The organism is Pseudomonas sp. PS02303 (assembly GCF_029959925.1).
Lineage (GTDB): Bacteria > Pseudomonadota > Gammaproteobacteria > Pseudomonadales > Pseudomonadaceae > Aquipseudomonas > Aquipseudomonas mandelii.
This window is the reverse complement of the sequence record NZ_JASCOM010000091.1, coordinates 1-22,589: the sequence shown is the minus strand read 5'-3', so window position 1 is coordinate 22,589 and position 22,589 is coordinate 1. Positions and strand designations below refer to the sequence as shown.

The following is a 22,589-nucleotide window of genomic DNA, read 5'->3' as shown; positions in this document are numbered from 1 at the left end:
CTCGTACAAGGGAGAATGCATTCCAATTGTAGGAGTGAGCCTGCTCGCGATGAGGTCGGCCCTGACACCGAGAGTGTCAGGGCGGAATCAGCTATCGTTCTTTAAAAACTTCATCCAGCAGATTGTGCATCGAAGTAAACGCCCGAGCCGCCGTCTTCGCGTCATACATCATCTTGCCTGGCACATTCGCATGCGGGTCAGTAAACGAATGCACCGCGCCGCCGTAACTCAGCAGTTGCCAATCCACGCCCGCCGCATTCATTTCCTCTTCAAACGCCGGCAATTGCTCTTTCGGCACCAGCGGGTCGGATGCACCGTGCAACACCAGCACCGAGCCCTTGATGGTTTTAGCATCGTTGACGTTCGGTGTATCCAGCGTGCCATGGAACGAAACCGCCGCTTTTACCGGCGCGCCCGTGCGGGCCAGTTCCAGTGCGCAGCAACCGCCGAAGCAGAAACCGAAGGTCGCCAGTTTCGAGGTATCAACCGCCGCCTCGCCCTGCCCTTGCAACTGTTCGAACGCCGCTTGCATGCGCTTGCGCAGCAAGGCGCGGTCGTTCTTGAGCGGCATCATCGCTGCACCCGCCTCGTCGCCATTCTGTGGACGCACCGACTGGCCGTACAGGTCGGCGATCAACACCACATAACCCTTGGCCGCCACCGATTTGGCGATCTCCTCGGCACCGGCGCTGACCCCCATCCAGTTCGGCGCCATCAACAGACCGGGACGCGGGCCTTTGTGGTCGGCATCGAACGCCAGACGGCTTTCATACGACTGGCCATCAAGCTGATAAGTGACGGAACAAACAGTGATTTGGCTCATGACTAACTCCCAGTAAAAGACACCAGAATGAAAAAACCCGCCGAAGCGGGTTTTTTTACAACTCGGTTAAACCGACAGTTCAACCAGCAGCTTGTTGAGGCGGCGCACATACGCGGCCGGGTCTTTCAAGCTGTCGCCGGCTGCCAGTGCCGCCTGATCGAAGAGAATGTGCGACAGGTCGCCGAAGCGCTCGTCGCTCTGCTCGTTGTCGAGTTTCTCGATCAGCGGGTGAGCCGGGTTGAATTCGAAGATCGGCTTCGAATCCGGAACCTTCTGACCGCTGGCTTCGAGGATCTGACGCATCTGCATGCCCAGGTCCTGCTCGCCGATGGCCAGGATCGCCGGGGAATCGGTCAGACGGTGGGAAACCCGTACTTCGGCGACGGATTCGCCCAGTGCAGTTTTCAGACGCTCAACCAGGCCCTCTTTGGACTTGGCGACTTCTTCCGCGGCTTTCTTGTCCTCTTCCGAATCCAGGTTGCCCAGGTCCAGGTCACCGCGCGCCACGTCGACAAAGCTCTTGCCGTCGAAGTCGCTGAGGTAGCTCATCAGCCACTCATCAATGCGGTCGGTCAGCAGCAGCACTTCGATGCCTTTCTTGCGGAAGACTTCCAGGTGCGGGCTGTTTTTGACCTGCGCGTAGGTTTCGCCGGTCAGGTAGTAGATCTTGTCCTGACCTTCCTTGGCGCGCGCCAGGTACTCGGCCAGACCCACCACTTGCTCACCTTCATCACCGCTTGTCGATGCAAAACGCAGCAGCCCAGCGATTTTCTCTTTGTTGGCGAAGTCTTCTGCCGGGCCTTCTTTCATGACCTGACCGAAGTTCTTCCAGAAACCTTTGTATTGCTCAGGCTCGTTCTTCGCCAGTTTTTCCAGCATATCCAGCACGCGCTTGGTCAGCGCCGACTTCATGGAGTCGATGATCGGGTCTTTCTGCAGGATTTCCCGCGACACGTTCAGCGACAGGTCGTTGGAATCGACCACGCCTTTGATGAAGCGCAGGTACAGCGGCAGGAACGATTCGGCCTGATCCATGACAAATACGCGCTGTACATACAGCTTCAGGCCTTTCGGCGCTTCACGCTGGTACAGGTCGAACGGAGCACGGGTCGGCACATACAGCAGCGAGCTGTATTCGAGCTTGCCTTCGACCTTGTTATGGCTCCAGCTCAGCGGATTTTCGAAGTCATGAGCGATGTGTTTGTAGAACTCCTGGTATTCCTCGTCCTTGATCTCGGTGCGAGGACGAGTCCACAGGGCGCTGGCGCGGTTGACGGTTTCCCATTCAACTGCAGGCTTCTCTTCACCGTCGACAGCTGCCACTTCTTTCGGCAACTCGATCGGCAGAGCGATGTGGTCGGAGTACTTCTTGATGATGTTGCGCAGACGCCAGCCATCGGCGAATTCGTCTTCACCGGATTTCAGGTGCAGGACGATACGGGTGCCGCGCTCGGCTTTCTCAACGGTGGCAACTTCAAAATCGCCTTCACCTTTGGACGACCAATGCACGCCTTCGCTGGCAGCAGAACCGGCACGACGGCTGAACACGTCAACTTTGTCAGCGACGATGAAGGCCGAGTAGAAACCGACACCAAACTGACCGATCAGGTGCGAGTCTTTCTTCTGATCGCCAGACAGGTGTTTCATGAAATCAGCAGTGCCGGATTTGGCGATGGTCCCCAGGTGGGTAATCGCGTCTTCACGGCTCATGCCGATGCCGTTGTCTTCGAGGGTGACGGTCTTGGCGTCCTTGTCGAAGCTCACACGGATTTTCAGTTCGGCGCCACCTTCCAGCAGTTCAGGCTTGGACAGGGCTTCGAAACGTAATTTGTCGACAGCGTCAGAGGCGTTCGAGATCAATTCGCGAAGGAAAATTTCCTTGTTGGAATACAGCGAATGGATCATGAGGTGCAGCAGTTGCTTCACCTCGGTCTGGAAGCCCAGGGTTTCCTTTTGAGTTTCCACACTCATGGTCATCAAACTCCAATCAGATGGCAGTGGCCGCGACCTGAAGGGTCGGCGGCGGGTTGTCATCAGAGTTTGGGGCTGAGTTCAGGATTTCAAGGGCTCTTCAATTTTGAAATGACCGCGGGCGGTGGCAATCGGCTCGGCTTCGGTGGTTTGCCAGGCTGTAATCGCCACGTTTGCCACGCGTCGGCCCTGGCGGCAAACCTGACATTTGGCCCAGGTATCGCGAAACTGCCCGGCTCGCAGGTAGTCGAGGGAGAAATCGATGATCTTCGGTACACCGGGCGAGCCGGTGAAAATCAGCAGGTGCAGCGCTGCGGACAGCTCCATGAACCCGGCGATCACCCCGCCATGGATGGCCGGCAGTAAAGGGTTACCAATGTTGTCCTTGTTGGCCGGCAAGCGAAACAGCAGCTCATCCCCGACACGGGAACACTCGATGCCGATCAGTTTGGCGTAAGGCAGCAGGTGCAGCAGCGAGGCATAGTCCCCCTGCGCGTGGGCTTGCTGGAGTTGCTCCTTGAAAGAGTCAGTCATTTCGCACCTCCGGCGATTGCACCGCCAAAACCCTTGGCGCCTTTGACGGCTTTGCCCATGCGCATGAACGTGCCGACGACATGGGCGATGGGCTGCTCGGGATCGTCCTGGTAGGCAAAGCCTCGGGCGAAGATCACGTCGGTGGTCACCCGGTAGCATTGGGCGAAACCGTAGACATCCTTATGCGGCTCGGCGGCGTGCATGTAGTCGATGCGCAAATCGAGGGTCGGGCAGACTTCAAATTCGGGCAGGACGCAGAGGGTCGACATGCCACACGCGGTGTCCATCAGCGAGGTCAAAGCCCCGCCATGGATCACACCGGTCTGCGGGTTGCCGACGATTTGCGGGCTGTACGGCAGGATGACCGTCAGCCCTTCGTTGCTGGCGCTATGAACCCGCAAACCCAACACCTGACAATGCCTGAGTGCCGAAAGAAATCGCGTCGCGCGCTCAAAAACGGGGTTTTCGGCCATGTGATAAACACTCTTCTTAATAGTCGGAAATCGTATTCGGCGTATTCGTAAAAGTTCCCGCAGGAATATTCTTATATATCTGAACGATTTGAGGAACTTAACCCTGGGGGCTGTGCTCGAAAGGCCAGTAGATATTTTCCATAAGGAGATACACCCCATGCGTAAGACTTTAGCTATTGCCTTGATGTTGACCGCTTCCCTCGGTCTCGCTGCTTGCGATAAAAAATCCGAGGACAAAGCTCAAGATGCTAACCAACATGCTGAGCAAGCCCAGCAAGACATGAACAAAGCTCAGGATAAAGTGAACGACGCTGCGAAAGAAAACGCCGAAGCTGCCAAAGCTCAGGCCGAATCGAACGAAGCCGCAGCAAAAGAAGAAGCACCTAAAAACTAAAATCGTTTTTAGCGTGATAAAAGAAAACCCGCCAAGTGCGGGTTTTCTTTTGCCTGTCATTCGGCCCGTCAGAGCAAAACAGTTCTAAAAGTCGGACTAATCATCAACAGCAACGAACACACTAGTCCGACGATCCATACCAGGCTGCGCTGCCAGGCAAGATCCGCCCAATAGCACAGTAAATAAATGATTCGGGAAATCACAAAGATGATGGCCAGCGAATCGATCAGCCACCCCGCCGTCTGCGTGGTGTGCGCCATCAACACCCCCACCGCAAACAATATGAACGCCTCGAAGCAGTTTTGATGCGCCGCCACTGCACGGGCGCCGAAACCTGTGAGTTGCGCCTGTTGCTGACGCGGCAGGTGATTGTTGTAACCGCCCTGCTCTTTCATGGCCTTGGTCACGGGCATGCGGGCCACGTAGATCAGCAAGGCGCTGATAAACACGCACCAGAACGGAATACTCATCAAGCGGCCTCTTTATTGGCTTCGGGCAATGGCGCCTCTGTAGGGGTATAGACCATCACATCGAGAACGTCGGAATGAAACTCCCGGCGATACAACACCAGCACCACGCCAGCACTCATCAACATGAACAGCCATGGGCTGACGAACCAGGCCAGCATGGTCATGCCAAAGTAGTAAGAACGCAGGCCAAAGTTGAACTGGTTGGCCGCCATGGAAATTACCCGGGCGGCTCGGGCGGCGAAGGCTTTGCGCTCTTGTTCGGACACGTGACGTTCGCCAATCATCGGCGCCGACCCGATCAAAATGGCGGCGAAGTTGTACTGGCGCATGCACCAGCTGAAGGTGAAGAACGCATAGACAAACACCAGCGCCAGGCACAGTAACTTGATCTCGGACATCCCCTGCGACGCCTGTTGCACCATCGGAATATCCGCCAGCAACGACACGGCCCGTTCCGACGCACCGAGTACGGTGAGAATGCCAGCCAGGATAATCAGCGTGCTGGAGGCAAAGAACGAGGCGTTACGCTCCAGGTTGCCGACCACGCTGGCGTCGGCGATGCGGTTGTCGCGCAAGAGCATGCGGCGCATCCAGTCTTCACGGTACAGGTGCAGCACACTGGCCAGGCATGCGGTGTCGCGGCCCTTCCATGAGGCATAGCGCGTGTAACCGCCCCAGCAGATGACAAACCACAGCGCGGCAACGATGTGGATGATATTGGCGTGGATGAACGACATGCAGGTCCTTAAACGTGGGCTGAAGCTGAGTTTTCAATACGAATTGGCTGTGCAAGGCAACCACTACCTCTCGCGTTCAACGTTACATAAGCGCTTGTTCAATGCAAAGTCGAAAAAGGGCGCACTTCATTAAATTCTATCGATTGAACATCATCAATAGCTGTCATATTTGACAGCTATTCAGTCTTATTTTTACCGGTTAGCCTCCAAGGTATTGCTCGTAGCCTCTTGAACTTTATCAATCGGCACCTGGAGAATTCCTATGCTCAGCCCCCAAAAAAAATCAGCCGCGGCTCCTGATGAACAATGGCTTGATCCGTTTTTTGGGGAGGCTGGCGTAGCCCATCAATTTTCTGCAGGAAGTGACCCACTGCAAATTATTTCCAGAAGACCCGACGAAAAGTTACTTCTGGCAGGCGGCGTCTACTGGGAAGGTCATCAAGACTTCCAGCTTGTCCAACTGCTGGAAAATGGCAGCCGGGATCCTGATTTTGCGGATGACGGAATACTCAAGGGCGGGTTTAAGGTTGGATCTCAGGCCTCTCTACACGGCGCCCAACTTTACAAAGATGGGAAGATCCTGGTCATTGGTACACACCGCGACGATATTGAGTATCTTGCTTTCGCGCGCTTTCTCGAAAACGGCAAACCTGATTACACGTTTGGCGATGAAGGTCTGGTACTGAATCCCTACCCAACCCACTTGAGTAACCTGGCCGTTTCAACCAGACCCCATCTTTCAATGACTCAACCAACCTCCAACACTGCAATCGGTCCAAATGGCGAGATCATAATGGCGGGTTGGATGAGCATCTTTCGATACGACCCAGACGGCAAACTTGATCTGTCATTTAACGGAAGCGGCAGCATCAATGTCGATTTCGTCATCCATGCAGTCGGCGCGTCCGCTGATGGCGCCATTACTGTCGTCGGATCCAGCTCCGTAGGCTTTAGCCCTCAGAACGAAGGTATCGTCGCCCGCTTCAAAGCTGATGGAACTCCAGACAATTCCTTTGGGACGAGCGGCATCACGAGAATCCGCATCGACGAAGCCGATACAGTATTTTCAGGCCTGTTACTGCGCGAAGATGGCAGTACGTTCGTGACTGGCTCGTTGGACCGAACCCCGAACGATGTTTGGGGCAACGGCCGCCGGGGAGTGCTTGCAGCGTTTAATGGAAATGGTTGGCCGAATCTTGTTTTCAACGGCGGCAAAGCGGTGGTGTCCGAGCTGCCATCAAGCGCAGCCAACGCATGGTCTGACATTGGCGGAGACCCTGCACATGGAATTGTCGTCGTTGGCCTGTCAGGCGCGAGAAGCAGGGAGAGTTTGCTGATCGCCCGTTATGAGGCTACGGGAAAACTCGACATCACGTTCGGCGACGAAGGCTTTCTGAATTCCCGCTTTGGAAAAGATTACGAGTTCTGGAAGTCGGTGGTTGTGCAACCCGATCAAAAAATCTTTGTTTCGGGTGATTGCCGGTATTTTTTTGACAGGGCGACTGTTGCGCGGTTTCTAGCCAACAGAGAGTAGTAACTGCTGATAAAAAAATGCCCCGTATCGATTGATACGGGGCATTTCTATAGAGACTCAAGACCCGCTTGTGGCGGGCCATGAAGCAACTTAAGCCAGCACTTCTTCGCGCTTGCCCAGCAGACGATCGCAAACCACCGCAACCACCAAGGTCATCACCGACGGCACCAGCCACGCCAGACCTTGCTCGCTCAGCGGCAGGTGGGACAGCTGAGCTGGCATCCAGTCCGCCAGACCCGCCCCCTTGAGCGCATCGATCATGCCGAAGATGAACGACACCAACATCACGGGGCCAACGATACGGCCCTGTTCATGCCAGAAGTCTTTGCAGAAGCTCAGCGCTACCAGGGCGATGCACGGCGGGTAAATCGCCGTCAGTACCGGGATCGAGAACGCAATCAGCTTGGTAAGGCCCAGGTTGGACACAAACAGGGAGAACACGGCGAGGATGATGACCAATGTCTTGTAGGACAGTGGCAGCACACGGCTGAAGTATTCGGCGCATGCACACGTCAGACCGACCGCCGTGACCAGACAGGCCAGGGAGATCAGCACCGCCAGGAAACCGCTGCCCAAAGAACCAAAGGTGTGCTGAACATAGGCGTGCAACACCGCGGCACCGTTGGCTGCACCGGCCGCCACTTCATGGCTGCCGGAACCGAGACGAAACAGGCTGACATACACCAGCGCCAGGCCCACGCCGGCAATCAGCCCGGCAATGATCGCGTAGCGGGTGATCAGCGCTGGTGACTCGACGCCACGGGAGCGGATCGCGTTGACGATGACGATGCCGAACACCAGCGCGCCAAGGGTATCCATGGTCAGGTAACCGTTGATGAACCCTTGGGAGAACGGCGCCGCGACATACTCAGGCGTCGCCACGCCGATGTCACCGGCAGGCAGCGCAAATGCGGCGATGCCGAGTGCGGCCAGGGCGATGATCTTCAGGGGGGCGAGGAAACGTCCTACGGTATCCAGCAAACGGCCCGGATAGAGCGAAATGAAGAACACCAGCAGGAAGTACACCGAGCTGTAGAGGAACAGCGCCAGCGGGCTTTCGCCGGTCAGCGGCGCCAGACCCACTTCGAACGATACGGTCGCGGTACGCGGCGTGGCGAACAGCGGGCCGACCGCGAGGTAGCACGCAGCGGCCAGCAGGCCGCCGGCGATTTTGCCGATCGGGCTGCTCAAGGCATCCATCGCACCACCGACCTTGGCCAACGCAACCACGGTGATCACCGGCAAACCGACTGCCGTGATCAAGAAGCCTAGCGCCGCCATCCAGACATTGGGCCCGGACTGCAAACCGACGATAGGCGGGAAGATGATGTTGCCAGCCCCGACAAACAGGGCAAACGTCATAAAACCAAGTGCCAGGATGTCCTGACCTTTCAAGACTTTCATTAAGGAAATACCACACTACTGAATCGGAATTTAGAGAGGGATTTCCCTGAGGGGTGAGGGAAATGCTGTCGGTCCGTATAGGACTGACCCGTTTAGCGCGACGCTTCCTTGTGGGACGCAAACGCAAAAATGGCGGCTAGCCTAACGAATTTGCCCGACAAACGCACTGTTAAGGGGCGATCTATCCGATACGCGACATTTCCGTGTCGCGTTTACATATCTAATTTACCTAAGAAGAGCCCCGTGGCGAGGGAACTTGCTTCCGCTCGGCTGCGCAGCAGTGGTAAATCCATTGCATGCGGCGTACCGGACAATCTTCGACGGCCTGTTTTGGGGCCGCTTCGCAGCCCAGCGGGAGCAAGCGCCCTCGCCACAAAAAGCACTGCAAATATCTAAACACCAGAAACGACAAAGGCCACCCGAAGGTGGCCTTTGTTTGGTGAAGCGTCAGCTAAGCGCGAGGCTTATTTGATCGCCCAACCGGTCAGCTCGGACAATGCCTTGCCGATGTCTGCCAGCGAACGCACGGTTTTAACGCCTGCGTCTTCCAGGGCAGCAAACTTCTCGTCTGCAGTGCCTTTGCCGCCAGAGATGATTGCGCCAGCATGGCCCATGCGCTTGCCCGCAGGGGCAGTCACACCAGCGATGTAGGAAACAACCGGCTTGGTCACGTGTGCCTTGATGTAGGCAGCCGCTTCTTCTTCAGCCGAACCGCCGATCTCACCGATCATGACGATCGCTTCGGTCTTCGGGTCTTCCTGGAACAGCTTCAGGATGTCGATGAAGTTCGAACCCGGGATCGGGTCACCACCGATGCCGACGCAAGTCGACTGACCGAAACCGGCGTCAGTAGTTTGCTTCACAGCTTCGTAGGTCAGGGTGCCGGAACGGGAAACGATACCGACCTTGCCTGGCAAGTGAATGTGACCTGGCATGATGCCGATCTTGCATTCGCCTGGAGTGATCACGCCTGGGCAGTTAGGACCGATCAGGACTACGCCCAGCTCGTCGCACTTAACTTTAGCGTCCAGCATGTCCAGGGTAGGAATGCCTTCGGTGATGCAGACGATCAGCTTGATGCCGCCGAAAGCAGCTTCCAGGATCGAATCCTTGCAGAAAGGAGCCGGAACGTAGATCACGCTGGCGGTAGCGCCAGTGGCAGCTACAGCGTCTTTCACGGTGTTGAACACTGGCAGGCCCAGGTGCTCGGTGCCGCCTTTGCCTGGAGTTACGCCGCCAACCATCTTGGTGCCGTATTCGATGGCTTGCTGGGTGTGGAAACTACCTTGCGAACCGGTAATACCCTGGCAGATAACTTTGGTGTCTTTATTGATCAGGACGCTCATTATTTGCCCTCCGCAGCTTTAACGACTTGTTGAGCAGCGTCGGTCAGGCTGGTAGCAGCGATGATGTTCAAACCGCTTTCTGCCAGTACTTTAGCGCCCAGCTCAGCGTTGTTGCCTTCAAGGCGAACAACAACCGGGATTTTCACGCCGACTTCTTTCACAGCGCCGATGATGCCTTCGGCAATCATGTCGCAACGAACGATGCCGCCGAAGATGTTGACCAATACTGCAGCGACGTTAGTGTCGGACAGGATGATCTTGAACGCTTCGGTAACGCGTTCTTTGGTAGCACCGCCGCCCACGTCGAGGAAGTTGGCTGGTTTGCCGCCATGCAGGTTGACGATGTCCATGGTACCCATGGCCAGGCCAGCACCGTTGACCATGCAACCGATGTTGCCTTCCAGCGCTACGTAGTTCAGTTCGAACTTGGCAGCGTGCGCTTCGCGCGGATCGTCTTGCGACGGATCGTGGAAAGTCTTCAGCTTAGGCTGACGGTACATGGCGTTGGCGTCGATGTTGATCTTGGCGTCGAGGCAATGCAGATCGCCGTCAGCCTTGATCACCAGCGGGTTCACTTCCAGCAGAGCCAGGTCGTGATCCTTGAACAGCTTGGCCAGACCTACGAAGATCTTGGCGAACTGAGCAACTTGCTTGCCTTCCAGACCCAGCTGGAATGCCAGCTCGCGACCCTGGAATGGCTGGGCGCCAACCAGTGGATCGATCGTGGCTTTCAGAATTTTTTCTGGAGTGTCGTGAGCGATTTTCTCGATGTCCACGCCACCTTCGGTGGAAGCCATGAACACGATGCGACGGCTCGAACGGTCAACGACAGCGCCCAGGTACAGCTCTTTAGCGATATCAGTGCACGATTCAACCAGGATCTTGGTGACTGGCTGGCCATTGGCGTCAGTCTGGTAAGTCACCAGGCGCTTGCCCAGCCACTGCTGTGCGAATGCCTTGGCGTCTTCTTTGCTGCGAACCAGCTTTACGCCGCCCGCTTTACCGCGACCACCAGCGTGGACCTGGGCTTTGACAACCCACTCGGTGCCGCCGATTTTGTCGCAAGCTTCTGCTGCTGCTTCCGGGGTGTCTACTGCGAAACCCTGGGATACTGGCAGGCCGTACTCAGCGAACAGCTGCTTACCCTGATACTCGTGAAGATTCATGCTTATTACCGTCTTCGTTAGGTACTGCGCATTCGGTGCTGCACTTGTTCAAGTGCCGCACCACCTGTGACTGCTGCTTGCGTAGCCTTTCCGGACAACCGGTGCAGCTACGCAAGACTGCGTCCAGCGGATATTCCGCGGTGAGTCTTGCATGCAAGGCTCACGACGGGCCATACCGCCGTGGTTTCTTATTGTCTTAACGCTTCTTGCGGTTGGCGATGTGGATGGCGCCGCCATTCACAGCCAGAGCAGCTTCGTGCAAGGCTTCAGACAGGGTCGGATGGGAGAAAACCATCATGCCCAGGTCTTCAGCGCTGGTGCCGAACTCCATGCCGATCGCGCCCTGCTGAACCAGTTCTGCAGCGCTCGGGCCAATCACGTGGACGCCCAATACGCGGTCAGTCTTGGCATCAGCAATGACTTTCACGAAACCGCCGGTGTCGTTGGCTGCCATGGCACGGCCACTGGCTGCGAACGGGAAGGTGCCAACGTTAACTTCAACGCCTTCAGCCTTCAATACCTGCTCGGTCTTGCCGACCCACGCGATTTCCGGGTGAGTATAAATAACAGACGGGATCAGGTCATAGTTGATTTGGGCTTTGTGGCCCTTGATGCGCTCAACCACCATGATGCCTTCTTCGGACGCCTTGTGCGCCAGCATCATGCCGCGAACCACGTCACCGATCGCGTAAACGCCCGGTACGCTGGTGGCGCACTGGTCGTCAACGAATACGAAACCGCGCTCGTCGATGTTCACACCGCTGTCGGCAGCCAACAGTTCGGTGGTCACTGGACGGCGACCAACGGCAACGATCAGCTTGTCGAAGGTGATGTTCTGTTCGCCGTTGGCATCGGTGTAGTTCACCACGACTTCGTCGCCGTTCACTTTGGAACCGGTAACGCGAGCGCCCAGCTTGATGTCCAGACCTTGTTTGGTCAGGGTCTTGAAGGCTTCTTTGGAAACGGCTTCGTCAGCGGCTGGCAGGAACTTTTCCAGCGCTTCCAGGACAACCACCTGCGAACCCAGACGCGACCAGACCGAACCCAGTTCCAGACCGATGACGCCAGCGCCGATCACGCCCAGACGCTTGGGAACGGATTGGAATTCCAGCGCGCCGGTCGAATCGACGATGACGTTCTGGTCAACCGGAGCCGGTGGAATGTCGATCGGACGCGAGCCCGAAGCCAGAATCACGTTCTCGGCTTCGATGATTTCAACGGTGCCGTCTGGCTTGGTCAGCTCGACTTTCTTGCCAGCCAGCAGCTTGCCGTGGCCTTGCAGGGAAGTGACGCCGTTCGCCTTGAACAGGGTGGCAACGCCAGAGGTCAGGCCTTTGACGATGTTGGCTTTACGGCCAACCATTGCCGCCACGTCCATGGTCACGCCAGCGTGATTGATGCCGTGGATCGCGAAGCCTTCTTTGGCTTCCTTGTACTTCCAGGAGCTGTCCAGCAGCGCCTTGGATGGAATGCAGCCGACGTTCAGGCAAGTACCGCCGAGGGCCAGTTTGCCTTCCTTGTCGGTGTATTTCTCGATGCAGGCAGTGGAGAGGCCCAGTTGCGCTGCTTTAATGGCAGCCACGTAGCCGCCAGGGCCCGCGCCAATCACTACCACGTCGAATTTCTGAGTCATAAAAAAGGTTCCCTTTTAGCAGCAAGCTTCAAGCCGCGAGCTGCAAGTTGAAGCCCATTCGCATGTTTTGCGCTTGAGGCTTGCAGCTTGCAGCTTGCAGCTGCTTTTTAGATATCCAGCAGCAAACGAGCCGGGTCTTCCAGCAGGTTCTTGATGGTAACCAGGAAGGTCACAGCTTCTTTGCCATCGATCAGACGGTGATCGTAGGACAGAGCGAGGTACATCATCGGACGGATCACGACCTGACCGTTGATCGCCATAGGACGCTGCAGAATGTTGTGCATGCCCAGGATGGCCGCTTGCGGCGGGTTGACGATCGGAGTCGACATCATCGAACCGAAAGTACCACCGTTGGTGATGGTGAACGTACCGCCGGTCATTTCGTCCATCGACAGTTTGCCGTCGCGAGCCTTCTTGCCGAAGGTGGCGATGCCGCCTTCGATTTCAGCCAGGCTCATCAGTTCGGCGTTACGCAGAACCGGTACAACCAGGCCGCGGTCGCTGGAAACAGCCACGCCGACGTCGGCATAACCGTGGTAAACGATGTCGGCACCGTCGATCGACGCGTTGACAGCCGGGAAGCGTTTCAGCGCTTCGGTGGCAGCCTTGACGAAGAACGACATGAAGCCCAGGCGCACGCCGTTGTGGGACTTCTCGAACAGGTCCTTGTACTTCGAACGCAGGGCCATGACTTCAGTCATGTCGACTTCGTTGAAGGTGGTCAGCATCGCCATGTTCGACTGGGCTTCTACCAGGCGCTTGGCCACGGTAGCGCGAACGCGAGTCATCGGAACGCGCTTCTCGATGCGGTCGCCAGCGGCGAACACAGGAGCAGCGGCAGCCGGAGCAGCAGCCTTGGCAGGCGCGGCAGCCGGAGCGGCTTTCTTGGCAGCAACGGCTGCAACCACGTCTTCCTTGGTCACACGACCGCCTTTGCCAGTGCCGGCAACGGAAGCGATGTTGATGCCGTTTTCTTCAGCCAGCTTGCGAGCAGCCGGTGCAGCAACAGGATCGTCTTCGCCTTCGGCGGCTGGCGCAGCAGCTTGTGCAGCAGCCGGAGCCGCGGCAGCAGCTGGAGCGGCAGCAGCGCCGCCCGCTTCGATGGAGCCCAGCACTTCGTCGGACAGAACGGTGTCGCCTTCGTTCTTGACGATAGCGCCCAGCACGCCGTCAGCGGTAGCCAACACTTCCAGCACAACCTTGTCGGTTTCGATGTCGACGATCAGGTCGTCACGCTTTACAGCGTCGCCCGGTTTTTTGTGCCAGGTGGCAACGGTGCCATCGGCAACCGATTCCGGGAAAGTGGGGGCTTTGATTTCGATAGCCATTATCTGTGGGTCCTTAAATTCGGTTTCAGGTGCGCGAAGGCGTTAAACAGTAAAGGCGTCTTGCAGCAGTTTTTCCTGCTGCTCAGCGTGCATCGATGCATAACCACAAGCAGGTGCAGCAGAAGCATCACGGCCGGCGTACTCAAGAACGAGTGCCTTGTTGTGATTGCCCACGATGCGGCGCATGTGGTGCTGGCTGCAGTACCAGGCACCCTGGTTCATCGGCTCTTCCTGACACCAAACGATATGTTTGAGGTTGGTGTACGGAGCCAGGACTTCATTCAAGTCGTCCTCAGGGAATGGGTACAGCTGCTCGATACGCACGATGGCGATGTCATCACGACCTTCGGCACGGCGTTTTTCCAGCAGGTCGTAGTAGACCTTGCCGCTACACAGAACAATGCGCTCGACCTTTTTCGGGTCTTGAACATCGATTTCCGGGATCACGGTCTGGAACGAACCTTCGGCCAGATCTTCCAGGGTCGATATGGCCAGTTTGTGACGCAGCAGCGACTTCGGAGTCAGAACGATCAATGGCTTGCGCAGCGGGCGAATCACCTGACGACGCAGCAAGTGGTAGATCTGGGCTGGCGTGGTCGGTACGGCTACCTGAATGTTGTGCTCGGCGCACAGTTGCAGGTAACGCTCCAGACGCGCCGACGAGTGCTCCGGCCCCTGACCTTCATAACCGTGCGGCAGCAGCATGGTCAGACCGCAAAGACGGCCCCACTTGTGCTCGCCGCTGGTGATGAACTGGTCGATAACCACTTGGGCACCGTTGGCGAAGTCGCCGAACTGGGCTTCCCAGATCACCAGCGCCTCAGGCGTGGTGGTCGAGTAACCGTATTCGAACGCCAGCACGGCTTCTTCGGACAGGAACGAATCGTACAGGTCGAAACGTGGCTGGCCCTTGTACAGGTTTTGCAGCGGGACGTAGGTCCCCGCGTCTTTCTGGTTGTGCAAGACAGCGTGACGGTGCGAGAACGTGCCGCGACCGATGTCCTGACCCGTCATGCGAATCGGGTGACCTTCGAACGCCAGGGTCGCGTACGCCATGGTTTCGGCGTAACCCCAGTTGATCGGCAGGCCGCCGGCTTGCATCTTCTGACGGTCTTCGTAGATTTTCGAGACCTGGCGCTGAACCACGAAGCCTTCCGGGATTTCCAGCAGCTTGGCGGACAGTTCCTGCAAGGTTTTCAGATCGAAACGCGTGTCGTGACGCGCGGTCCAGGCGTGGCCCAGATACGGACGCCAGTCCACGAACAACTCTTTGTTCGGCTCTTTGACCAGGCTTTTTACAACATGCAGGCCGTTGTCCAGCGCGTTGCGGTATTCGTCGACTTTCGCCTGAACACGCTCTGCGTCGAGTACACCGCTCTGGGTCAGACGATCGGCGTACAGCTCACGGGTGGTGCGCTGCTTGGTGATCTGCTGATACATGATCGGCTGGGTGCCACTTGGCTCGTCGGCCTCGTTGTGGCCACGACGACGGTAGCAGACCAGGTCGATTACCACGTCACGCTTGAACTGCATGCGGTAGTCGATGGCCAACTGGGTCACGAACAATACGGCTTCCGGATCATCACCATTCACATGGAGGATCGGCGCCTGGATCATTTTCGCAACGTCGGTCGCGTACTCGGTGGAACGCGAGTCCAGCGGGTTGCTGATGGTGAAACCGACCTGGTTGTTGATCACGATGTGCACGGTGCCGCCGGTCTTGAAACCGCGGGTTTGCGACATCTGGAAGGTTTCCATCACCACGCCCTGACCGGCGAATGCCGCGTCACCGTGGATGGAGATCGGCAGAACCTTCTCGCCTGTAGGGTCGTTACGACGATCCTGACGGGCGCGAACCGAACCTTCGACCACTGGAGATACGATTTCCAGGTGGGACGGGTTGAACGCCATCGCCAAGTGAACTTCACCGCCGGTGGTCATGACGTTGGACGAGAAGCCCTGGTGATACTTAACGTCACCGGAACCCAGCTCGACCTTCTTCTTGCCTTCGAACTCGTCGAACAGCTCGCGCGGGTTCTTGCCGAAAGTGTTGACCAGCACGTTCAGACGGCCACGGTGGGCCATGCCGATAACGATTTCCTTGGTGCCGTAGGAACCGGAACGCTGGATCAACTCGTCGAGCATCGGAATCAGGCTCTCGCCGCCTTCCAGGCCGAAACGCTTGGTACCCGGGTATTTGGTGCCCAGGTATTTTTCCAGGCCTTCGCCGGCGGTGACGCGCTCGAGCAGGTGGCTCTTGATGTCGGCGGAGTACGTCGGACGACCACGCACGCTTTCCAGACGCTGCTGGAACCACTGGCGCTGCTCGGAATCGGTGATATGCGTAAATTCAGCGCCGATGGTGCGGCAATATGTCTGCTGCAACGCTTCGTGAATTTCGCGTAGGCTCGCCTCCTCTTTGCCGATGAACAGGTCGCCGGCACGGAAGGTCGTATCAAGATCGGCATTGGTCAAGCCGTAATGATTGATCGACAGGTCTGCAGGTGCAGGACGCTGCCACAGCCCCAGCGGGTCAAGCTGGGCTGCCTGGTGGCCACGCATACGGTAGGCCTGGATCAATCGCAGCACTTCAACTTGCTTCTTCTCGTGCTCACTGCTCACGCTGCCGGCGGAAACCGGTTGGGCGCGGCGCTGGTTCTTTGCCAGCAAGACGAAATGATCGCGAATTGTGGAGTGCGAAACATCGGTGGCAGAGCTGCCGTCAATAGGCAGCTTCTGAAAGTAGGTGCGCCACTCTTCTGGCACAGCGTTAGGGTCGTGCAGGTAGAGCTCATAAAGCTCTTCCACATAGGCAGCGTTTCCACCTGAAAGGTAGGCGCTGTTCCACATGCGCTGCATCACGCTTTCTTGCATGCTTGGTCACCCTCGGTTAGGGGAACACCACCGGCGTCGACACCGAGCAAACTTGCAGAAGTCCGAATGCAGCGACCAAAACAAGCCACTTAGGATCACGCTGATAGTCCGGGTACCAGCCCGGATGCCCCTGCTTGTCTCATTTCTTCAAAATAAGAGCCGCAGCCTTGTAAGCTGCTGCCCAGGTTAAAACTACGGCGCCGGTTGAAGCCTGCGCCGTAGCATCTACGGGTACAGCGGTCTTGCAGTTACAGCTGAATCACACGCCGCTTTGCAGCAGCATGTTACGCACGTGACCGATGGCCTTAGTCGGGTTCAGGCCTTTCGGACAGACGTTGACGCAGTTCATGATCCCGCGGCAGCGGAATACGCTGAACGGGTCATCCAGCGAAGCCAGACGCTCGGCAGTCTTGGTGTCGCGGCTGTCTGCCAGGAAGCGGTACGCTTGCAGCAGTGCAGCCGGGCCCAGGAACTTGTCCGGGTTCCACCAGAAGGACGGGCAAGAGGTCGAGCAGCAAGCGCACAGGATGCACTCGTACAGACCGTCGAGCTTTTCACGCTCTTCCGGGGTCTGCAGACGTTCGATGGCCGGAGCCGGCGTGTCGTTCTGCAGGTATGGCTTAACCTTCTCGTATTGCTTGTAGAAGATGCTCATATCGACGACCAGGTCACGGATAACCGGCAAACCTGGCAGCGGACGAACAATCAGCTTGTTACCTTTTACGACAGAAGACAGCGGCGTGACGCAGGCCAGGCCGTTTTTGCCGTTGATGTTCATGCCGTCGGAACCACAAACACCTTCACGGCAAGAGCGACGATAGGAGAAACCTTCGTCCTGCTCTTTGATCAGGGCCAGCACGTCCAGCACCATCAGGTCTTTACCACCGGTGTCGACCTGGAATTCCTGCATGAACGGCGCAGCGTCCTGATCAGGGTTGTAGCGATAAACACTGACTTGCAACATGGCGGCCACCCTTAATAAGTCCGAATCTTAGGTTCAAAAGTCGGAACAGTTTTCGGCGAGAAGTTCACGGCACGCTTGGTCACGCGCTTGTCACCCGGGAAGTACAGGGTGTGGCACAGCCAGTTTTCGTCGTCGCGATCTTCGTAGTCTTCACGGGCGTGAGCGCCGCGGGACTCTTTGCGGATCTCTGCAGCGATGGCGGTGGCTTCGGCCACTTCCAGCAGGTTTTGCAGTTCCAGGGCTTCGATTCGAGCGGTGTTGAACGCCTGGCTCTTGTCGTTGATCTTGACGTTGGCGATACGGCCACGCAGGTCAGCCAGCTGGGCAATACCCTTCTGCATGTATTCACCGGTACGGAATACACCGAAGTAGTTCTGCATGCAGCTTTGCAGTTCTTTACGCAGAGTGGCGACGTCTTCGCCTTCTGTACGCGAGTTCAGGCCATCGAGACGAGCCAGGGCTGCGTCGATGTCGGACTGGCGAGGACGGGCGTAATCAACGCCTTCCTTCAGGGTCTGCTCCAGGAACAGACCGGCCGCACGGCCGAATACCACCAGGTCGAGCAGCGAGTTGCCACCCAGACGGTTGGCACCGTGAACCGATACGCAGGCCACTTCGCCCACTGCGAACAGACCAGGAATGATCTGGTCGACGCCGTCGGCGTCCTGGGTGATTGCCTGGCCATGAATGTTGGTGGCAACGCCGCCCATCATATAGTGGCAGGTTGGAACGACCGGAATCGGCGCCACGGCTGGATCGACGTGGGCGAAAGTCTTGGACAGTTCCATGATGCCTGGCAGACGACTGTGCAGAACTTCTTCACCGAGGTGATCGAGTTTCAGCATTACGTGGTCGCCATCCGGACCGCAACCGTTGCCGGCGATGATTTCTTTAACCATCGAACGGGCAACAACGTCACGACCTGCAAGGTCTTTGGCGTTCGGAGCATAACGCTCCATGAAACGCTCGCCGTGCTTGTTGATCAGGTAACCGCCTTCACCGCGGCAACCTTCAGTCACCAATACACCGGCGCCGGCGATGCCGGTCGGGTGGAACTGCCACATTTCAATGTCTTGTACCGGCACGCCAGCACGCAGAGCCATGCCGACGCCGTCACCTGTGTTGATCAGGGCATTGGTGGTGGACGAGTAGATACGACCTGCACCGCCAGTCGCCAATACGGTGGCGTTAGCGCGAACGTAGGAAGTTTCGCCGGTTTCGATGCAGATGACGATCATGCCGACAAAGGCACCGTCTTCGTTCTTCACCAGATCCACACCGTAGTATTCGTTGAGGAATACGGTGCCAGCCTTGAGGTTGGCCTGGTACAGGGTGTGCAGCAGTGCGTGACCGGTACGGTCGGCAGCGGCGCATGTACGTGCAGCCTGGCCACCTTTACCGAAGTCTTTCGACTGACCGCCGAACGGACGCTGATAGATGCGGCCCTGTTCGGTACGGGAGAACGGCAAACCCATGTGCTCGAGTTCGAAAACAGCTTCCGGGCCTACGGAACACATGTATTCGATAGCGTCCTGGTCACCGATGTAGTCGGAACCCTTGACGGTATCGTACATGTGCCAGCGCCAGTCATCGTTCGGATCTGCCGAGGCGATGGCGCAGGTGATGCCACCCTGGGCGGATACAGTGTGCGAACGAGTCGGGAAAACCTTGGTAACTACGGCAGTCTTGTGACCACCTTGTGCCAGTTGCAGCGCAGCGCGCATGCCAGCACCGCCGCCGCCAATGATGATGGCGTCGAACGAAAGCGTATTAACTGTAGTAGACATGAATCAGATACCCCAGAGAATCTGCACACCCCAGACGAAGTAAGCGAACATCGCAACGCCGCATACCGCCTGAAAAAGGAAACGTATTGCAGTTGCGGACTTGCCGAACGCCATTGGCGTCAGGTAGTCGGTCGCGATGGTCCACATGCCGACCCAGGCGTGAGCGCCGAGGGCAACGAGGGCCAGGAGACTGAAAATACGCATCCAGTTGCTTGCGAACAGTTCATGCCATTGGGCGTAGCCGATGCCAGGGTTGGCGACGACGTATCCGATCAGGAAAATGAAATAAGCCGCGAGAACGACCGCAGACACACGTTGTGCCATCCAGTCATAGAGGCCCGAACGGGACAGGTTCGTGACGTTAGTTACCATATCCAAACTCCTGCCAGAACGATTACCACCACGGAAACGGCGATAACGATTTTCGAGCCCAGTTTGCCGCCTTCAAGCGACTCGCCGATGCCCATGTCCATGATCAAATGGCGCACACCGGCAACCAGGTGATACAGCAAGGCGGACAGGATGCCCCAAATCACTAGCTTGGCTAGCGGACTGGTCAGACACGCTTTCACCTGACCGAAGCCTTCTTCCGAGTCGAGCGACTTGTCCAATGCATAAAGCATGATGGCCAGGCTGACAAAGAGGATGATTCCGGAGATTCGGTGAAGAATGGACGTGTAAGCAGTGACTGGGAGTTTGATGGTCCTTAGGTCTAGGTTTACAGGTCGTTGGCTATTCACGGCTTTTTTTCACACTGAAGAGCCCCTAACAATCAGGGCAAAGTTGTTGGGGAGTGCACTGGTCAGGTACCCACCACCCAGGGAGTGCGACCCCCAGTAAAGCAGGCCCAAAAGCCCCTGGCGGTCGGAGGCCGAGTATAGACAGTTAGGCTACTAATGACAACGCGTTCACCTTCCCCTAATAGCTCATTGCACAAGTTGGATAAAAGGCGTAAATGGCAGTCAATTTCGAGGAAAAAGTCCGGTTAAAGCCTTCTGGAGCAAGACTTTAGGCAAATTGACATTCGAATTTATCTCACTATAGTGGTGCGGGCCCTGCGTGGGGGGTCTGTCTGATGATTTCAAGCATAAATAGGAGGCCACATGGCTGACAAAAAAGCGCAGTTGATCATCGAGGGCGCAGCCCCCGTCGAGCTGCCCATTTTAACCGGCACCGTTGGTCCCGATGTAATCGACGTTCGGGGCCTGACGGCCACGGGCCGTTTCACCTTTGACCCTGGTTTCATGTCGACAGCTTCCTGCGAGTCGAAGATCACCTATATCGACGGCGACAACGGCATTCTGCTGCACCGCGGTTACCCGATCGAACAGCTCGCTGAAAAATCGGACTACCTGGAAACCTGCTATCTGCTGCTCAACGGCGAATTGCCGACCGCAGAACAGAAGGCCCAGTTCGTCAGCACCGTGAAGAACCACACCATGGTTCACGAGCAGCTGAAGACCTTCTTCAACGGCTTCCGTCGCGACGCTCACCCAATGGCCGTCATGTGCGGCGTAGTCGGCGCCCTCTCGGCCTTCTACCACGACTCCCTCGACATCAATAACCCGCAGCATCGCGAAATTTCCGCGATCCGCCTGGTTGCCAAGATGCCGACCCTGGCAGCGATGGTTTACAAGTACTCCATGGGCCAACCCATGATGTACCCGCGCAACGACCTGACGTACGCGGAAAACTTCCTGCACATGATGTTCAACACCCCGTGCGAGATCAAACCGATCAGCCCGGTACTCGCCAAGGCCATGGACCGGATCTTCATCCTCCATGCCGACCACGAGCAGAACGCATCGACTTCCACTGTACGCCTGGCCGGTTCTTCGGGTGCCAACCCGTTCGCCTGTATCGCCGCCGGCATCGCTGCGCTGTGGGGCCCTGCCCACGGCGGCGCGAACGAAGCTGTTCTGACCATGCTCGATGAAATTGGCGATGTGTCGAACATCGACAAGTACATTGCCAAGGCCAAGGACAAGAACGATCCGTTCAAACTGATGGGCTTCGGTCACCGGGTTTACAAAAACCGCGACCCACGCGCTACCGTCATGAAGCAGACTTGCGACGAAGTGCTGAAGGAACTGGGTATCAAGCACGACAAGCAACTCGAACTGGCCATGCGCCTGGAAGAGATCGCGCTGACCGACCCGTACTTCATCGAACGCTCGCTGTACCCGAACGTCGACTTCTACTCGGGGATCATCCTCAAGGCGATCGGCATTCCAACCAGCATGTTCACCGTGATCTTCGCCCTGGCGCGGACTGTCGGCTGGATCTCCCACTGGAAAGAAATGCTCTCCAGCCCGTACAAGATTGGCCGTCCTCGCCAGCTGTACACCGGCTACGAGTCGCGTGACATCACCAAGCTGGAAGACCGCAAATAAGACCTGTCTTGCGATAACGTCTTAAGCTGTACCGGGAACGGCCTCTATTTATATAGAGGCCGTTTTTGTTTGTGCGGTCTCAGCGGCCTTGGGGCCGACTGGGTTTTTGGTTGTGTACATATCCGTTTCTGCGGTAACGGCTACTTATGGCTTCGCTCTTACAGCGAGTCCCTTTTTCAAACGCCAAAAAGGAAACAAAAGGCTTCGCCCCGGCGTACGGCGCCTCGCTGAGGCTCCGCGATCCCTCGCTACGGCGTCCATCAGGGGGCATCGCCTAAGGTCTGCCGAAGGGGCGAGAGAACAAGATCAAGATCAACGTCAAAAGCCAAAGCCAAAGCCAAAGCCAAAGCCAAAGCCAAAAGGATCACTGCCTTTGGAAAGCTTGCGTACATCCGCAAGAACAGGTCGGCTGTCAGGCTGCCTTCGCGGGCAAGCCTCGCTCCTACAAGGGGTTCGCTGTACACGCTTCGCTCTTCACCACTCATCAGGCCGAGCGTTAGCTCGCCTGCAGCTTGGCCGTCATCGCTGGCAGGCCAGCTCCCACTGGGTTAGGTGTTCACCTGCAAGTCATTGGTCGGCTGTCAGGCCGCCTTCGCGGGCAAGCCTCGCTCCTACAAGGGGTTCGGTGTAAACGCTTCGCTCTTCACCACTCATCAGGCCGAGCGTTAGCTCGCCTGCAGCTCTTGATCTTGATCTACCCGCCCCTTTCGGGAGGCTGAGTGGAGGTGTTCATCCGGGGAGTGGCGCGCAGCGCCGTT

At 57.1% G+C, this 22,589-nt stretch carries 20 protein-coding genes; 3 read left to right on the top strand and 17 right to left on the bottom strand.

Features of this window, described 5'->3' with window-relative positions:
• Positions 1-91: 91 nt before the first annotated feature.
• From QMX98_RS19210 to QMX98_RS19195, 4 genes are all read right to left on the bottom strand, one after another.
• Positions 92-823 (bottom strand): dienelactone hydrolase family protein, encoded by a 732-nt coding sequence (locus QMX98_RS19210; RefSeq protein WP_282411256.1) that lies wholly within the window; start codon positions 821-823, stop codon positions 92-94.
• Positions 824-889: 66 nt separating this feature from the next.
• Positions 890-2,794, bottom strand: a complete 1,905-nt coding sequence (gene htpG / locus QMX98_RS19205) for a molecular chaperone HtpG (protein WP_282411255.1) — start codon at positions 2,792-2,794, stop codon at positions 890-892.
• A gap of 81 nt (positions 2,795-2,875) precedes the next feature.
• Positions 2,876-3,328: a PaaI family thioesterase gene (locus QMX98_RS19200; RefSeq protein WP_010456830.1), complete on the bottom strand. Its 453-nt coding sequence runs from the start codon at positions 3,326-3,328 to the stop codon at positions 2,876-2,878.
• Positions 3,325-3,801, bottom strand: coding sequence for a PaaI family thioesterase (locus QMX98_RS19195; protein ID WP_077749774.1), 477 nt, complete (start codon positions 3,799-3,801; stop codon positions 3,325-3,327). The genes QMX98_RS19200 and QMX98_RS19195 overlap by 4 nt, the downstream gene beginning before the upstream one ends.
• A gap of 157 nt (positions 3,802-3,958) precedes the next feature.
• Here QMX98_RS19195 and QMX98_RS19190 point away from each other — a divergent pair, with 157 nt between their 5' ends.
• The gene (locus QMX98_RS19190; protein WP_102595532.1) at positions 3,959-4,195 is read left to right on the top strand and encodes a hypothetical protein; all 237 of its coding nucleotides are present in this window, start codon (positions 3,959-3,961) and stop codon (positions 4,193-4,195) included.
• Between the two features lie 68 nt (positions 4,196-4,263).
• On the opposite strand, the gene QMX98_RS19185 is transcribed toward QMX98_RS19190, so the two are convergent.
• The gene (locus tag QMX98_RS19185; protein WP_282411254.1) at positions 4,264-4,665 is read right to left on the bottom strand and encodes an MAPEG family protein; all 402 of its coding nucleotides are present in this window, start codon (positions 4,663-4,665) and stop codon (positions 4,264-4,266) included.
• A complete protein-coding gene (locus QMX98_RS19180; protein ID WP_010456838.1) occupies positions 4,665-5,402 on the bottom strand; it encodes a DUF599 family protein in 738 nt (245 codons plus the stop codon). Before QMX98_RS19180 ends, QMX98_RS19185 begins: the two co-directional genes overlap by 1 nt.
• Before the next feature lie 262 nt (positions 5,403-5,664).
• Between QMX98_RS19180 and QMX98_RS19175 the strand changes: the two genes are divergently transcribed.
• Positions 5,665-6,936 (top strand): hypothetical protein, encoded by a 1,272-nt coding sequence (locus QMX98_RS19175; protein ID WP_282411253.1) that lies wholly within the window; start codon positions 5,665-5,667, stop codon positions 6,934-6,936.
• Between the two features lie 90 nt (positions 6,937-7,026).
• On the opposite strand, the gene brnQ is transcribed toward QMX98_RS19175, so the two are convergent.
• The 10 genes from brnQ to sdhC all read right to left on the bottom strand — a co-directional run bounded on the left by brnQ (position 7,027) and on the right by sdhC (position 20,178).
• The gene (gene brnQ, locus QMX98_RS19170) at positions 7,027-8,340 is read right to left on the bottom strand and encodes a branched-chain amino acid transport system II carrier protein (protein ID WP_010456842.1); all 1,314 of its coding nucleotides are present in this window, start codon (positions 8,338-8,340) and stop codon (positions 7,027-7,029) included.
• A gap of 464 nt (positions 8,341-8,804) precedes the next feature.
• Positions 8,805-9,686: a succinate--CoA ligase subunit alpha gene (sucD, locus tag QMX98_RS19165; RefSeq protein WP_008148605.1), complete on the bottom strand. Its 882-nt coding sequence runs from the start codon at positions 9,684-9,686 to the stop codon at positions 8,805-8,807.
• Positions 9,686-10,852, bottom strand: a complete 1,167-nt coding sequence (gene sucC, locus QMX98_RS19160) for an ADP-forming succinate--CoA ligase subunit beta (RefSeq protein ID WP_008148602.1) — start codon at positions 10,850-10,852, stop codon at positions 9,686-9,688. The genes sucD and sucC overlap by 1 nt, the downstream gene beginning before the upstream one ends.
• A gap of 196 nt (positions 10,853-11,048) precedes the next feature.
• Positions 11,049-12,485 (bottom strand): dihydrolipoyl dehydrogenase, encoded by a 1,437-nt coding sequence (lpdA, locus tag QMX98_RS19155; protein ID WP_077749772.1) that lies wholly within the window; start codon positions 12,483-12,485, stop codon positions 11,049-11,051.
• Between the two features lie 107 nt (positions 12,486-12,592).
• Complete coding sequence (odhB, locus tag QMX98_RS19150) at positions 12,593-13,813, bottom strand: 2-oxoglutarate dehydrogenase complex dihydrolipoyllysine-residue succinyltransferase (protein ID WP_010456848.1); 1,221 nt, start codon at positions 13,811-13,813, stop codon at positions 12,593-12,595.
• Positions 13,814-13,855: 42 nt separating this feature from the next.
• Positions 13,856-16,687, bottom strand: a complete 2,832-nt coding sequence (locus QMX98_RS19145; protein WP_169856662.1) for a 2-oxoglutarate dehydrogenase E1 component — start codon at positions 16,685-16,687, stop codon at positions 13,856-13,858.
• A 259-nt stretch (positions 16,688-16,946) separates the two neighbouring features.
• Complete coding sequence (locus QMX98_RS19140) at positions 16,947-17,651, bottom strand: succinate dehydrogenase iron-sulfur subunit (RefSeq protein ID WP_010456852.1); 705 nt, start codon at positions 17,649-17,651, stop codon at positions 16,947-16,949.
• A gap of 11 nt (positions 17,652-17,662) precedes the next feature.
• A complete protein-coding gene (gene sdhA, locus QMX98_RS19135) occupies positions 17,663-19,438 on the bottom strand; it encodes a succinate dehydrogenase flavoprotein subunit (protein WP_008032662.1) in 1,776 nt (591 codons plus the stop codon).
• Positions 19,439-19,441: 3 nt separating this feature from the next.
• Complete coding sequence (gene sdhD, locus QMX98_RS19130) at positions 19,442-19,810, bottom strand: succinate dehydrogenase, hydrophobic membrane anchor protein (protein WP_007945134.1); 369 nt, start codon at positions 19,808-19,810, stop codon at positions 19,442-19,444.
• Positions 19,804-20,178: a succinate dehydrogenase, cytochrome b556 subunit gene (gene sdhC / locus QMX98_RS19125; RefSeq protein WP_010456855.1), complete on the bottom strand. Its 375-nt coding sequence runs from the start codon at positions 20,176-20,178 to the stop codon at positions 19,804-19,806. Before sdhC ends, sdhD begins: the two co-directional genes overlap by 7 nt.
• Before the next feature lie 363 nt (positions 20,179-20,541).
• On the opposite strand from sdhC, the gene gltA reads away from it, so the two are divergent.
• A complete protein-coding gene (gene gltA, locus QMX98_RS19120) occupies positions 20,542-21,831 on the top strand; it encodes a citrate synthase (RefSeq protein WP_010456856.1) in 1,290 nt (429 codons plus the stop codon).
• 260 nt (positions 21,832-22,091) lie between these two features.
• Here gltA and QMX98_RS19115 read toward each other — a convergent pair whose 3' ends face one another.
• A complete protein-coding gene (locus QMX98_RS19115) occupies positions 22,092-22,295 on the bottom strand; it encodes a hypothetical protein (RefSeq protein ID WP_282411252.1) in 204 nt (67 codons plus the stop codon).
• Positions 22,296-22,589 lie beyond the last annotated feature (294 nt).